11 protein-coding genes are annotated in these 15,692 nt (G+C 42.1%); 2 read left to right on the plus strand and 9 right to left on the minus strand.

The window, feature by feature from the left end; genetic code table 11:
- Positions 1 to 290: 290 nt before the first annotated feature.
- Entirely contained in the window at positions 291 to 2,849 is a 2,559-nt protein-coding gene (locus tag CLV32_RS15910; RefSeq protein WP_133557315.1) for a DUF5686 and carboxypeptidase-like regulatory domain-containing protein, read from the plus strand.
- Between the two features lie 3 nt (positions 2,850 to 2,852).
- On the opposite strand, the gene CLV32_RS15915 is transcribed toward CLV32_RS15910, so the two are convergent.
- The 9 genes from CLV32_RS15915 to CLV32_RS15955 all read right to left on the minus strand — a co-directional run bounded on the left by CLV32_RS15915 (position 2,853) and on the right by CLV32_RS15955 (position 14,968).
- Positions 2,853 to 4,115, minus strand: coding sequence for a sensor histidine kinase (locus CLV32_RS15915; protein WP_133557317.1), 1,263 nt, complete (start codon positions 4,113 to 4,115; stop codon positions 2,853 to 2,855).
- Entirely contained in the window at positions 4,099 to 5,472 is a 1,374-nt protein-coding gene (locus CLV32_RS15920) for a sigma-54-dependent transcriptional regulator (RefSeq protein WP_133557319.1), read from the minus strand. The genes CLV32_RS15915 and CLV32_RS15920 overlap by 17 nt, the downstream gene beginning before the upstream one ends.
- A gap of 13 nt (positions 5,473 to 5,485) precedes the next feature.
- Positions 5,486 to 6,670 carry an ABC transporter permease gene (locus tag CLV32_RS15925; RefSeq protein ID WP_133557321.1) on the minus strand — a complete coding sequence of 395 codons (1,185 nt, stop codon included), beginning with the start codon at positions 6,668 to 6,670 and terminating at the stop codon, positions 5,486 to 5,488.
- Positions 6,671 to 6,698: 28 nt separating this feature from the next.
- Positions 6,699 to 7,931, minus strand: a complete 1,233-nt coding sequence (locus tag CLV32_RS15930; RefSeq protein ID WP_133557323.1) for an ABC transporter permease — start codon at positions 7,929 to 7,931, stop codon at positions 6,699 to 6,701.
- Between the two features lie 3 nt (positions 7,932 to 7,934).
- Positions 7,935 to 8,600, minus strand: a complete 666-nt coding sequence (locus CLV32_RS15935; RefSeq protein WP_133557325.1) for an ABC transporter ATP-binding protein — start codon at positions 8,598 to 8,600, stop codon at positions 7,935 to 7,937.
- A 21-nt stretch (positions 8,601 to 8,621) separates the two neighbouring features.
- Positions 8,622 to 10,085, minus strand: a complete 1,464-nt coding sequence (locus CLV32_RS15940; RefSeq protein WP_208111029.1) for a TolC family protein — start codon at positions 10,083 to 10,085, stop codon at positions 8,622 to 8,624.
- Between the two features lie 4 nt (positions 10,086 to 10,089).
- A complete protein-coding gene (locus CLV32_RS15945; protein ID WP_133557327.1) occupies positions 10,090 to 11,334 on the minus strand; it encodes an efflux RND transporter periplasmic adaptor subunit in 1,245 nt (414 codons plus the stop codon).
- Between the two features lie 144 nt (positions 11,335 to 11,478).
- Positions 11,479 to 13,854 (minus strand): ABC transporter permease, encoded by a 2,376-nt coding sequence (locus tag CLV32_RS15950; protein ID WP_133557329.1) that lies wholly within the window; start codon positions 13,852 to 13,854, stop codon positions 11,479 to 11,481.
- A gap of 118 nt (positions 13,855 to 13,972) precedes the next feature.
- Complete coding sequence (locus CLV32_RS15955; RefSeq protein WP_133557331.1) at positions 13,973 to 14,968, minus strand: phosphotransferase; 996 nt, start codon at positions 14,966 to 14,968, stop codon at positions 13,973 to 13,975.
- A 169-nt stretch (positions 14,969 to 15,137) separates the two neighbouring features.
- Between CLV32_RS15955 and CLV32_RS15960 the strand changes: the two genes are divergently transcribed.
- Positions 15,138 to 15,689 (plus strand): YciE/YciF ferroxidase family protein, encoded by a 552-nt coding sequence (locus CLV32_RS15960; protein ID WP_133557333.1) that lies wholly within the window; start codon positions 15,138 to 15,140, stop codon positions 15,687 to 15,689.
- The last annotated feature ends 3 nt before the right edge of the window (positions 15,690 to 15,692 follow it).

A 15,692-nucleotide genomic window follows, 5' to 3' on the forward strand; every position in this document is an offset into this window, starting at 1 on the left:
AAAATTGATGCTTTTAGTCTCAGAATTTTACCCTTTGTTAACAAGGACTTAGCTGTTTTGGGAAGTTAACAATCTCGTTACGGGTATTTTTTATGTTGGGATAAATCTGAACTCTTAAAATATGTTAAAAGTCGTTAGATCTGAAAAAAATGAATTGAACAAAAGAATATTTGCAGTATCCTTGCAAAATCAATATATATGTAATTACAAACTAAATCCTTAGAATTATGTTTCATCACTAAAAACAGGATTGGCTTGTTAATCGTTACAGTAACACCTTAATTTCTTTGATGCATTTATTTAACAGATCCTTTTGGATCGGAACTGGAATTTTATTTTTCTTAACGGTCCAATTATACGCACAATCAACAGTTGTATCGGGGGTTGTACGCGACGGCCGTCTCCGGGAACCACTTCCTTATGTTACTGTTACCTTTCAAGGGACTACGGTTTCAACAAAAACAGATGCTTCTGGCAGGTATAGCATTTCGTCGGACAAAGCACAGTCTGCGCTCGTATATAAATACGTGGGGTACAGAACTCATACTACTGTGATACAGTCCGGGCAAACCCAAACCATGAATGTGATACTTGAAGAAATAGCCGAAAAACTAACTGAAGTAAAAATCGTGGCAGCAAAGGCTGGCCCCTACCGTAATAAGGAAAATCCTGCTGTAGAACTGATACGTAATGTGATTGCCCACCGTCCGGAAAATAGAATTGAAAATTTTAACCAGGTAGCCTTTAAACAGTATGAACGACTTCAACTCTCCTACAGTAATCTGTCGGATGAGTTTATGAAAAAGAAACTCTTCAAAAACTATCAGTTTTTGTTCAGTCAGCAGGACTCAGATAAAATCGGTGGAAAAAATCAGCTTCCAGTTTATCTGCAGGAGAAGCTGTCCAACAACTACTATCGAAAAAGTCCAGAAAAAAATAAAAAGATTATCTATGCTGATAAGCATGTTAACTATGACCCGAATGTGATTGATAATGACGGGATCTCTGTTTATCTGGAACGGATGTATGCGGATATCAATATCTATGACAATAATATTCTGATCGCAACAACACAGTTTCTAAGTCCGATTGCAAATAGTGCACCTACATTTTACAAGTATTTTATCACGGATACTATCAAAACCCAAAGTCCGGAGCTAATTGAACTTTCCTTTATTCCACGAAATCCACAGGATCTTGTTTTTGAAGGACGGATGTACGTGACTAACGATAAACATTATGCAGTCCAGTCGGTATTCTTAAAAACCAGCAGGTCTGCAAATCTCAATTTTGTTCGTGCTGCGGAGCTTAAGCAAAGCTTTATTCAGGACAGTACGTTAAAATACCATTTGGGTAAGAGTGACCTGGTAGTTGATTTCGGGCTTACAAAAAATAAAGGAAGAGGTTTAACAGGACAACGAACTTTGATTATATCCGATTATCAATTGAATAAAGCAGAACCAGACAGTATCTACAAAGGAGAAAATCAGGTTACGCAGCTACAAAAAGGCAGTAATAATGAGCAGTATTGGGCTCAAAACCGACCTGATACTGTGCCTGCATCAACGCTGGCTATTTACAAAAATATTGATTCCTTAGGTAAGAGCAAGTCTTTTAAGACTGCTATGACGGTAGCGGGAGTGATATTTGCCGGCTATATCAATTTTGGAAAGTTTGAAGTGGGTCCTACCTATACATTTTACAGCTTCAGCCCTATCGAGGGACTAAAACTTAGACTGGGCGGTCGCACAACAACGGATTTTAGCACGCGGTATTATTTTGATGGCTATGCGGCCTATGGATTTAAGGATCAGAAATGGAAAGGATACATGAGTGGGGCTTACGCCTTTAATAACAAGTCTATCTATACGTTTCCACAGAGTTTTATCAGGGCCAGTTTCCAGAGGGACCTCTATATTCCCGGACAGGAACTGCGATCTAATTCAGAAGATGATTTCATCTCTTCCTTTAAACGTGGCGAAAACAACAGATACCTCTATAACGATTTTTACAGAATTCAGTATGTTCAGGAGTTCCAGAACCACTTTGGTTTTGACCTGGGCTTCAGGAAATGGTCGCAAAGCCCGGCTGGAGCATTATCTTATTATAATATCGTAAATAACCAGACTAATATAATTGATCAGATCACGACGAGCGAGTTTAATGTTTCAATGCGGTATGCTCCTAATGAGAAATTTTATCAAGGCAAAAGATCGCGTGTTATAGTAAACAATAAATATCCTATTTATAACCTAAGGTATGCTGTGGGTATTAAAGGATTACTTGGTGGCCAGTATAATTATCAAAACATAATGGCGAGTGTCGACAAGCGTTTTTACCTCAGTCAGTTGGGTATTGCCGATGTTAAGTTTGAAGCGGGATATGTTGGCGGTGGTAAAGTGCCATATCCTTTACTGGCAATTCATAAAGCAAACCAAACCTATGCTTACCAGATCTATGCTTTCAACATGATGAACTTTTTGGAGTTTGTGAGTGATCATTATGCAGCTGTTTATGCAGATCATACTTTTAGTGGTTTCTTTTTAAACAAGATTCCTTTACTAAAGAGCTTGAAACTCCGTGAATATGTTTCATTTAAGGCTATTTATGGAGGTGTTAGAGCAGAGAACAATCCGGCTAACGACCCGCAGTTGATGCAATTTAACAAGAATTCAGCAGGTGTGCCAACTACGTATACTTTCGATAAACTGCCGTATATGGAAGGTAGTGTTGGGATTGGAAACATCTTCAAAATCCTAAGACTCGATGGTGTACGCAGATTTAATTACCTGGATCATCCTAATGCCCCTAAATATGGTGTCAGGATTAAGCTGAAGATAGAACTTTAGCTATTAAAGCCGGATCTCGAAGGTGGTTAGTCCATCGCCTGTTGTGGTCAGAGAAAAATCAAATCCATGATTCAGAAGAATTTCCCGGACCAGTGTCAGGCCTATCCCCTGTCCATCCTTCTTAGTAGTAAAAAATGGATTGAATAGCTGCGCATTCAGTTCTTCTGTCAAGCCCGCTCCGTTATCACTAATACATAAACGATGCTTTACAGGATCAAGGATGAAATGTACCACCCCATCATGCCCTATTGCTTCCAGCGCATTCTTTACGATGTTGATCATTGCTTGCTCAAGTTGTTGTGCATCGGCAGAAATGAGGTAAGGTTTATCTGGTAACGATAGTGAAAATAGAATTGCCCTTTCATTCGCCGGCATTGTCATGAATTCGGCTACAGATTGCACTAATTTGTTCAGATCTATTTGCTGGCGATTTGCAGGTTCGAGCTTCACCAAATCCGCAAAATTGCGCATAAAAAGATTCAGGTTTTGATTACGCGCTGTGGCAATTTCAAAGGCATCCTTCAAAAGGTTATGCTTGTTTGTTTCCCAGAGTTGCTCAGTGGTTAATGCAAGGCCGAGAATAGAATTGACAGGCCCAATGGTATTATTTACCTCATGCGCCATCATCCGGATCACCTTACCGTATGCTTTTTTTTCTGCTTCGAATATTTCCTCGGTCACTTCTTCAAGCATTACGAAGATCCTGGCAAAGCCACGATCTATAAAGTTAGATTTATGAATTTTAAAAATGCTTAAGCCACCGATCTTCAGCATTCTGGAGCTGCCTGTTTTGAGTTCTGATACAACAGAAAGCACCGACTCCTGATCCATGTTGAGGATCGAGGTAGCAGTGGGATTGATGCTTTGGATCTTCTGGTCGTAATCCATAATGATAATCCCTGTTGGTGAGGTCTGGATCAATTTTTCCAAAAAGAAATGCTGCTCTTCCTGCTTGGTCCGTTCTGTTCTGAGTTCATCAATCATCTTATTGTAAACCCCGATCAACTCATCCATTTCACTTCTGCCGGTAGGGATAAATTTAACGCTGAAATCGCGATCCTGTATGGCATGAATCCCCTCTTTAAGGTATTTGAGTGGCTCGAGCAGTTGCCGGTATAACCCAACGCTGATCACAAGTGAGATTAAAATGAAGACTTCAGAGCCTATAAACAAGATTCTGTTCTGTTCAAATATAAAAAAACTAAGCACCAGGCAGGTCAGATGCAGGATGCCGATGAGCAGGATATATTTAGTCTTCAGCTTCATTGTAAGGAATTTGATGTTTCTCCAGGCGGCGGTAAAGTGCATTTCTGGTTATGCCCAATGAGGTAGCTGCTTTCGTGATGTGATTTTTATGGAAATTCATCGCCTGTCTAACCATCTCCCTTTCTACTTCTTCAAGTGTCATGGTGCCCACGCCAGGTACAGTTATGTTTTTATGCTTAGTTGGCGTTTGCGCCAGCTGTGCCTTAAAATCGTCAATCCCCAGTTCATTTCCAGCGCTAACGAGTATGGCACGTTCAACCAGATTTTTGAGTTGTCTGATATTTCCGGGAAGTTGTAGTTCCTGGAGCCATTTCATTGCTGATGCACTGATTGTTAACCTAGGTCTTCCGTAGATTTCCTTTAAGTTGCTGAGGAACGCATTTACAAGTAGCGGGATATCTCCTTTTCTTGCCCGCAACGGGCTGAGGTGAATGTGGATCAGGTTGATTCTATAGAGCAGATCTTCCCTGAACAAACCATTGGCAACCATGTCGTTCAGGTTTTTGTTTGTGGCGCAAACCACTCTGGTGTCTACTGTTTTTGTTCTGCTGCTGCCCAGCACCTCGTAAGTTCTGTCTTGCAATACACGCAAAAGCTTTACTTGGCTCCCTGCTTCTAAATCGCCAATCTCGTCCAGAAAAATTGTGCCTTTATTGGCTAGCTCAAAGCGGCCGGTACGGTCAAAACGCGCATCCGTAAATGCCCCCCGCACGTGTCCGAACATTTCGCTTTCAAACAACGATGACGAGATGCCACCAAGATTAACCTTGATAAAAGGCCGCTTAGCGCGCATGCTGTTTTCGTGGATGGCCTCCGCAATCAGTTCCTTTCCAGTACCGCTTTCACCCGTAATGAGCACAGCGGCATCTGTTGTTGCCACCCGGCCGATCGTTTCCAGGATAGCAAGCACCGCCGGATCCTCACCGATGATCTTTTCAAAATGGTATAATTTATCCAGTTGCTTGCGCGTTCTGTTTTCTGTAGGCTTTACCTGAAGGTTAAGCAATGTATGCACGGTCTGCAAAACGTGTTCGTTACTCCAGGGCTTATTGATAAAATCACTGGCACCCAATTTCATGCCGGCTACCGCCAAGGCAATGCTCGCCCAGCCGGTAATCAGGATAACGGGAATAAGTGGCTGTAGCGCTTTTATTTCGCTTAACAGTAACATCCCTTCCTCGCCGGTAGTGCCGATAGAAAAATTGAGGTCAAGCAGAATGAGGTCCGGTTTCTTGCTGCCAAGTAAATCCAGCGCATCTGTTTGATTACCTGCTGTACATACCTGATACCCATTTTGCTCCAGCAAAAGTTGCAGTGAGGTACGTACAGCAAGGTCATCGTCAACAATTAATATCATAGGGTAAAGATAGTTATTCTTCATGCAATGCGATAGCCGGATGTATCCCTGCGGCTTGTTTACCCGGATATAGTGAACATATAAACACCAGGAGGTAAATAAAGATAATTGCGATACCTATTGCAATGAAATATACATTTGAGGGCATATCGAATACATGTAGTAACGGGAATTGGACCGCAAAGAAAACGCCAAGAATTAATGATAATGTGGCCAGCAGCAGTGATTCTGATACAAGTTGAATGGAAACAGTATTGCCCGTGGCACCAATAGCTCGTCTCAGTCCGATTTCACTTTTTCGCTTATTGATATTGTACCAGAGCACGCCAAATATCCCGAGCGCCACATTGATGATTAGGAAACCGGCAACAATCATAAAGATGACTACCGGCATAGCCTTAGACCGGTTTTTCTCTTTGCGCATGTCCTCCAGGTGTGCAATTTCTATGCTAGAATTTTTAAATGTATTACTTAGATATTTCGAAAGTCTGCTTTCAAAAGCTGCATCTGCATTGCTGTTAACCTTGAGTGTTATGGTGCTTAACCACTTAAAAGTACCAGTGTCTATTCTGAGGTACATTCCATCCATAACAGGGCTGAAATCACTTTCGTCTTTGACATCTTCTACCACACCTATAACCCGCCATTTGGATTCTTCCTCCTTGTTGCTAATCAATTGACCGGTAGCTGGTGCATCACCAAACATTTTCTTTTTCAGACTCTCATTAATGACAATTGGCCTGTCTTTATAGATCCGGTCTCCTGCATTAAACCATCTGCCTTCTTTCAGGTTCATGCTCCACACTTTGATAAAATCATCTTCTACCCTAAAATTGCTGATACGCTCGTACTTAACGCCCTTATTTGAAATATCTGTTGAGGAAAAACTGCTGGAAAACGGAATGTTATTTCCCGAGAAACTTACTTCCGCTACCTCTGGGAAGGAAGCGATATGTTGCTTTACAGCATCGTAGAACATGACGATAGAATCCGTATTTTTAGTTGGTAGCTCATTGTTATACTGGATCATCCATACAGGCTTATAGTCCATCCCCATAGGCTTCTGATAATTGATCATATAATAAACAACAGACGATGAGAGTAAAAAGACAACCATAAAAGAGACGAGAATCTCTATAAGGAGTAAAAAGTTCTGGCTTTTTTTGTTCCAGATCAACTTAAATAAATGCTTAAACATATTTTTTATTTTTAAATGATTAATCCGGTTATGCTTTTAAGGCCTTTACAATATTCATTTTCGACATCTTGTATGCCGGATAAACCCCTGAGAGGAGTCCGAAGAACAGACAGGCAATAATACTGCAGGACAGGACAACAAAATTGAAGGATAGGTCTACGCCCGACATAAATTCGGAATGGTTCAGACCATACAGGACTAAAAGGGAAAAAATCACTCCGAGGATGCCGCCAATCCCGGTCAGGATGATATTCTCTACCAGGAACTGTACAACTAAGGTTTTTGACGATGCACCAAAGGCCTTACGTACGCCAATTTCTGAAGAACGCTCCATAATCCTCGTGATATTGATGTTAATCAGATTGATGGTCGGCAGCAGCAAAAACACGAGCACAAGAATAGAGAGAATTATAATCAGTTTACCTACAGCAGATTGTTCACCACCACTGAATTCACGGGTGTAATTTTCTAATCCCGAATCTGCTGGTACGGTATGCACGTCAAATTCCTTATGGCCAGTTGGCACTTTCCGCACCATCTGATCATATTCAGCCCGCATTTTAGGCACATCGCTGGCAGATTTAGCCAGTAAAATAACACGGAAAGGACCCATCAATTCTACTTTTTTGTAGTCAGACTTTGCTACGGTATAAGGGAGATACATATCACCTGAAAAATGATGTGATAAGCTGGATACGTTCTTAAATACGCCCGATACACGGTACTTTATGTTGTCGGCTTCAATATATTTTCCAACAGCCTCAGTATCCGCTCCAAAATATGCTGCCTTAAGCTTTTCAGAAATCACAGCCACATGCTCAGCAGCATTGATCTGGGCGGCAGTGTATGGTTTGCCTTCCAGAAACCTATAATCCAGCACATCCCAGAAGTTAGCATCCGTAAACTTAAACTCAATGCTGATCTTTTGATTGTGTACAAAGGAATTGATGATCTGACCTGAGCTAAAAAAGGCTATTTTTTCAGGGATTTTTAAGGTGGATATATACCTGTTGATCAGATGGAAAGAGAGCCCACTCCTGTTCATCCAGCCTTCCTTGCTGCTTTTTAGGGTAACCGTAGTGATGTACAGCGACCTGTCCCTTTTGTAATCCGGATAGTTGGTATTGATCATCTTATCCAGAAATGCGGAAGCTACCATCAATATGGTAAGTGTAAAACTAATGCCGAATAAACTGATAAACGTGAAGAACTTTCTGCGTTTAAGTACCGCTATAGCGATTTTGAAATAATTCTTTAACATAGCCTATTGAACTTGAGATCCATCAAATAACCGCACCAGACGATGGGTTTTTCCTGCCATATGCTCGTCGTGCGTAACCATCACGATCGTTGTTCCATCATTCTTATTCAGGTTAATCAGAATATCCATGATTTCATTTCCCATAGCGCTATCCAGGTTTCCTGTAGGTTCATCGGCAAGGATAATTTCCGGACGGCCAACGATAGCCCTGGCGATGGCTACCCGCTGCCGTTGTCCGCCGGATAATTGTGTAGGAAAGTGTTTCATGCGGTTGCTTAAGCCGACTTTTTCTAACGCCTCTGCAGCAAGCTGACGACGTTCCTTGTCTGAAACATTTCTGTAAAGCAATGGAAGTTCCACATTATCCAAAACCTGTAAATCATTGATTAGGTGATAACTCTGAAATATGAATCCCAGTTTCTCATTTCTGAATTTTGCAAGACGCTGATCTTTAAATCCGGTGATATCCTGATCTCCGATTCGGATACTACCTTTTGAAGGCTCATCCAGAAGTCCGATGATATTTAACAAAGTACTCTTGCCACAACCTGACGGCCCCATGATGGAGAGAAATTCTCCTTTGGCAATGTCCAGGCTGATTCCGTTAATAGCCAACGTCTCTACGGTCGACGTTCTGTACACCTTTTCAATGTTTTTTAAATGTATCATAATGTATAGTTAGTGATTAATTTATTTATAGTTTATCTTTTCTTTCTTTTCAAAATCGTAGAGTGATAAGTACCTCAGCTGGTAATATGCTCCCCAGAAGTCTTTTAATGATGAAACATAATCTCTTTTAGCTCTATCGTTATCTTGAAATGCAATGCTGAGATCTGTTATACTCAGATCGCCCAACACATACCTTTCCCGGGCAATCTGGTACTTTTCAGAGGCTATTTTATCAGCTGCGGCAGTCAGCACCATCTGTTCCTTCATCATGGCATATAAAGTCACCTGCGTAACGATTTCCTGCTTAAAGGTCTGTTTGTCTTGCTCTACCGCGTAAATCGTGAACTGTTCGTTTGCCTGTGCTGTCTTAGTACGCGATTTGCTCCTGCCCCAGTCCAGTACAGGAATGGAAAGTTGGAGTTGTACACTCTGTTGGTTTTTTGGTGATCGGTAGATATCCGGAATATTGCCAGCAGCATTTGAGAAGCCCAGGTTGGCTGTCAGCGTTGCGTTGAGTCCATTCTCTCCCTTTGCCTTGGCCACCGCCCTGCGGGCTTCAGCAAGTCTTCTCGCAAAAGCAATTGCATCCGACCGGTTTTCCAGGGCCTCTTTTAAAACCTGATCTGTAGAGATGGCAAGGTCGTTGACCGTGCCCGGCATATCCAGAACAATTCTGTTCTCCCCTTCAATACCGGCATAACTGCGTAGGTTGAGCGTGGAGATCTCGACATCCCGTTTTGCAGTACCTACAGATTTCTGTGCTGTTAGCTGTTCAAGCTGTAGTTGCAGGATCTCGTTTTTTGAGATCTTCCCCAACTCAAACTTCGTGTCCGCAATTTTCAGGATCTGTTCTGTATTACGCAGATTGGTCTCTGCAATCTGCAGGTTAACCTGTGCCAGCAATAGGTCAAAAAAGTAATTGGTGACGTTAATTGCGATCTGCTCCTGAGCCTCGATAAACGCCTGTTTACTCTCGTTAAACTTAAGCGGTTCGATCTTCTTGTCCCACTTTAAACTATTGAACTGAAGCAGTGGCTGCTTATAGCCAATTCCGTAAGGCACACCATTATATAAAGTTGTATTCCTGTCAAAATCTGTAAACCTTTGGAGCTGTGTGGTACCGTAAATTGTTCCCCCGGTTGCAGTAATGCTTTGTGTGAAATCCAGGTTCAGTGAGGAGTTGTCATTATGGATCGGCTGAAATAAAATGGTGCCATTTGGTTGAAGCACCTGCGAATAGCTTTTGCTGTAACCGGGAAGGATTCCACTCAAACCCAGCTGAGGCGCGTAATTGGACTTAAAGGTCTTCCACTCCCAGTATTTCGTTTCGCGCACTGTAGCCGCCTGTTTGGAAGCTATGGAATTGGTTTTTGCCAATTCAACCAGTTGTGGTAAGGCCAAACGAATTGTGTCGGCGGGTACTGCACAGAAACCATTGGTGATAATTAGCGTCATCACAAACAGGATATATATACCTTTCATCATCTGCTTAGTTAGTAAGGTCTATTGTTGTCGCATTGCTGTAGGCAGACATGTCTGAAGTAATGACTTTATCTCCCGATTTGATGCCCGACAAAATCTCCACGTAATCAAAATTCCGCATGCCGGTTTTTACTGTTCGCCTTACGGCCTTGTTGCCTTCAATCACGAATATCTGATCGGATGTAGCCCCTTTAAATGCAGATCCGTTTGCCACTCTGACCACCTTTGTTCGCGTAGCGGTTATCAGGAATACATCTACTTTTTGATTTGGTCGCAGCTGCGCATTAGATTCGTCAAGCCGAATATCAAAGGATACGATGCTATTGCTTATTGCGGGAGAAATATTGACGATGTGCCCTTTTAATAACACTTCATTAAAACGTATTAAGACCGGCATATTCTGATGTACCTGATCCTGCATATTATCAGTGATGCTTCCGGCAACTTTAAAGCCAGAAAGATCGGCGATACGTGCCAGTACCTCCCCTTCATGAACGCTGGCGCCAATATTCTTATTCACCCAGGTGATCACGCCATCATGCGTGGCGATAATGTTTGCCAGGTTAAGCTTGCGCTTTGCCGCTGCCTCATCGTTACGTTGTATTGCCAGTGCAATCTCGGCTTCTCTGATTTCAATCAGCATGGTTTGCTGTTTACTCTTGATCTCGTTTTCGAGTTGCTTTTTCTCCAATTCAGCAACTTTCAGGTTAAGCTCTGCCTGCTCGATTCCTTCACGTGTACCACCACCTGCCTTGAAAAGACGTTTTGCATTGGATACCGCATCAACCAGACTGCTGATGCGGAGTTGTTTGATACTGTTGCTGGAGTTGATATCGTAAAAGCTTTTCTGCAGGTCCAGCTTTAGCTTCCTGATTTCATTTTCCTTAGATTCTATCTGGTAGACAAGTTTATGGTGATCGGTCTCCGCTGCAGATTTATCCAGCGTAAGGATAGACTGACCAGGTTTTATTTTGGTGCCAGCGTTTAACAATACCGTAGTAATTGCACCGCTAATCGGACTGCTCAGCACTTCTTCAAATTCTGGAAGCACCTCACCGGTAGCATTAATTGTATTGGAGATTTCCCCAATTTCTGCAGTAGCCGTTGTGTAAGCCGATTTGTTGATCGACGGTGTTAAATAATATCGGAATATCAGGATGCCCAGGATAAGCCCTGCTATCAAGAGCGTAATAACCACACTATATTTTCTTTTGCGCCTGGCGCTGACCTCTTCGACAATTGTCCTGTCCATCTAAATATTTTTAGACAGGCTTTTACAAGCAAAATGCCACGATTATATCACTGAACTTCAGTTATATATGAAATTGCATGAAAATGAAAATGCCCGATATCGAACGTCTGGTTCGTTAACGGGCATCTTTTATAGGATTTTGATTTACTCGGATTTCAGTGATACTATCGGGTTGACCCTTGCTGCCTGAAAAGCTTGCAATCCTACCGTGAGCCATGAAATACATAATGATAACAATGCTGCAGCGGCGAAATACCAGGCTTGAAGAGAAATTCTGTACGCGTACCCGTCTAACCAATATCTTGCCATCAGGTAACTGAGCGGCAATGCAATCACTACAGACAGTACTACTGGCATAATAAACTCTTTAGAAAGTACATAGATAATATTCATTTCTGTAGCGCCCAATACCTTTCTGATGCCAATTTCCTTTTGCTTGCGCTCTGCAGTAAAGGCAGCCAGGCCAAACAGGCCGAGACAGGAAATAACAATTGCCAACCCTGCAAAATATTTAGAGAGTACAGCTACGCGATTTTCAGCAGTATACTGTGCCTGAAAATCCTGGTCAAGGAAACGGTATTCGAACGAAAATCCCGGATTATACTGCGTGTAGAAATTTCTGATCAATCCGATAGTTGCTTTTTCTTCCCCTGCAGCAATACGCACCAGGATTCTTGTCGACTTTTTAGGGGCGTAATAAAAAAACAATGGTTTTACGCTCTGTTGTATTGACTCGAAGTTAAAATCTTTTACGATGCCCACGATTTGATAATCCTGACCCCAAAGATTAAATATCTTTCCAACGGGATTTTTCAAACGCATAGCCCTGATCCCACTTTCATTGATCATGATTTTAGTGCTGTCAGCACCAAAACGGGCTGAAAAGCTCCTTCCGGCAACCATTTGCATACCTAAAGTTTCTACCAGGTCATCGTTGATACCAGCGTGCTGGAACTTGATAACTTCCTTAGGATCTCTGCCCTCCCAATTGAACGCCCCTACGGTAGATCCAAATTCGCCCAGAAAACTTCGGTCCATGCCCGATACATGAACGACCCCCGGGATCTTTTTAAGCTCATCAATAAATGGTGCAGAATTGCCGTTTATTTTTCCCTGAACATCAATATTGATTACGTGATCCCGCTTAAAGCCAAGGTTTTTGGTCTGTACAAATTCTATCTGTTTGTAAATTACAAAGACAGAAACGATCAGCACAATAGAAAGCGTAAACTGGAACACTACCAGCCCTTTTCTTGTCCATACCTCGGTGATTGAGTTGCTGATTTTGCCTTTTAGGGCAGCGGCGGGATTAAAACCAGAGATGTAAAATGCAGGGTAACTCCCGGCAACCAATCCGGTAAATAAAGTGATTGTGCTTAAACCGAGTATCAATCGCCAGTCAAAATGGACTGCCAGATCTTTATCAGTCAGCCTGTTAAATGCCGGAAGAAATAATTCGGCAAAAAGCATGGCTACAAATAAGGCCAATATTGCCAATACCGTCGACTCGCTGAGATACTGAACAATTAACGATCCTCTTCGCACACCCATTACTTTCTTGATACCAACCTCTTTCATCCGTCTGGAGGCTTTTGCAGTAGAAAGGTTCATGAAATTGATGCAGGCGATCAATAATATGAAGACTGCGATCAATGAAAAGAGCGCCACGTAGTCAATTCTGCCTCCTGTCTGTTTTCCATTTTCATATTTACCATATAGGTAACCGTCATGAAATGGGCGCATAAATAATGTCCGGTATTGTTCGCCCTTGTTTTTAAGAAAATCTTTTATCTTAGATTCAAAGACTTTAGGATCCGTACCTTCCTTTAAAACAATATAGGCGCTTGGTCCTCTGTTACCCCATTTAGCATAATTGGCATTTGGTCCAAGAATATATTCAGGTGTAACCAAAAAATCAAAGTGATCAGATGAATTTGCGGGAATATCCTTAAATACCCCCGTAACCAGACAATGGTTTATATTTTGTAATTCAGGATTACGCCAAACCATCTCTTTGCCTAACACTTCAGTACTGTGAAAAAGTTTTTTTGCAAGGGACTCGGAGATTACTATACCGTTGCGGCCTTTAAGTACCTCATTTGTATTTCCAGAAAGCAAAGGATAGGAAAACACCTTGAAAAAATCCGCAGAAGCAAATTTTCCTGCTGCGCCGATACCGGTACCATCTTTAACGGAAGCTTTCGACTGTGCAAGCCAATATGTAGGCGATGCCGTAAGGCCATACTCAACCTCAGGCATTTCTGAAGCCAGAGTTGTAGCGAGTAATCCCGATGTCGATTCAGCTGTTACTATACCATCAGCGAGTTTCTCATTTTCCATGATCTGGTACAGGCGACTATCGTATTGATGAAATCTGTCCATCTGCAGCTCGTCGTTTACCCAAAGATAAATGATTATAGTACAGCACAAACCTGCTGATAAACCGATCAAATTAATAAAGAATGAACTTTTATAGCGTTTGAAATTCCTGTATGCGAGTAATAAATGATGCTGAAACATATACTTATGTAGTTTAACTCCTTTAGCCAATCTACATGCCAGCTCAAGAACGCAGTATTAGGGCTCAAAAATGGTGTTTTTTGAAATGAGTATGTTCAGATACGGACAAAATTGTTCACTAGCGGACATACCAATCTACCCACTGCCGGATAAGACCCACGCGATCTTTTAAAAATCTGGGTCCAAAAAAGCTATTGGACCAATCTTCAAAGTTGTCATACTGAAAACCAAGATAGAATATCCAGAAGGCAAAACCAAAATAGGGAATTGCCTGTAATTCTGCGTCACTAACGGTTCGCAGATTACGATAACTTTCAACAAATACCGCAAAATCGATGTCTGCTTGCTCCTGCGTAGCCCGTTTCAGATAAACATCCATAAAATAGTGCACGTAGAATGATGCAAGATCATTCACAAAAAAGCCTTTACCAGCGAAATCAAAATCAAATAGCGTAATCCTTTCGACACCCTCGAAATGGAAATTTTTGGGAAGAAGATCATAATGACAATAGCCATATCCCCAACCTTTGGTATCCAACGCAACCATTTTTGCAGCTACGCTATTAACTTGCGCTTCAAGATAGCGGTATTCAGATTCTAGTCCTACAAATGCTGGTTTAATGCGTGCCAAAGGCTTAAGCAAGATATGTTCAACATCAAAAACACGACTGTTACCGGATAGTTCCATGCCTGCCGTGAGGTTATGGACTTCCGCAACGGCTCTGCCCAGAAGTTTCAGGTGTTGATTATTAAGGGGCATAACAACTTCTCCCCTGGCATAACTAAAAAGCAGACCATGGCGCATGCCTTCTGCGGCATTAAAATATTGGATGTAGCCACCGTGAATATCGGCTATCGGATACGAAACCTGTGCACCCGCATCGGCGAGGCGGATTAATAGCTCAGCCTCTGCCTGAATCTCAGTAAGACTGCGATGTGCATCGCGATAAATTTTGAAGATATATTTCTCAGTTACCCCTTCAATGAGGTAGGTGTCGCTAACATTGTGGATCAGCAAACGGCAAGTCAGTTGTTTCAGGTCATAAAACTGCTCGATGTGCTGCCCAATAGCATATGCGGCTAACAAAGAGTACTGCGTAGGAAAAATCGGCATCAACAAATATAATAGTTCCAAACCACTTTGGGGAATGTTTTGGCGCTTGCTGGAGGTCTGCCGCAATATATCTTATGCACCGATCTTTTCTTAAACAATTATCGCGCTCAGGCGTTGACCCTGCAACCCTGCGTCTACCAACGTAAGAGAAACATAAATACTTAAACCTATGAAAAAAGAATCATCAGGCGAACCTAAGTTTACAACTAAGGCTTCGCCAAAAACAGAACCTGCCTTAATGGAACTGTTTCTGGATGGCATTAAAGACATTTACTGGGCAGAAAATCATCTGGTAAAAACATTGCCTAAGATGGAAAAGGCTGCAAGTTCTGAAAAGCTGAAGGCAGCAATCGCGGATCATCTGGAGGTAACGAAAACACAGGTCTCCAGATTGGAACAGGTATTTGAGCTACTTGGTGAGAAGCCACAGGCAAAAAAATGTGACGCCATGGAAGGCATCTCCAAAGAAGGTGAAAGCATTGTCGAAAGCACCGAAGCAGGAACAGCAACGCGGGACGTGGGTATTATCCTGGCCTCACAGAAAGTAGAGCATTACGAGATTTCTACCTATGGCGGTCTAAACCAACTAGCCATTACACTTGGATTGAACGATGTAGCAGATCTCCTTGCAGAAACACTCGCTGAAGAGAAAGAAGCAGATTTGTTGTTAACAGATATTGCCGAAAATGAAGTTAACTATAACGCTGCGGAAGAAGCATAAGCA

This window comes from Pedobacter duraquae (genome assembly GCF_004362245.1).
GTDB lineage: Bacteria > Bacteroidota > Bacteroidia > Sphingobacteriales > Sphingobacteriaceae > Pedobacter > Pedobacter duraquae.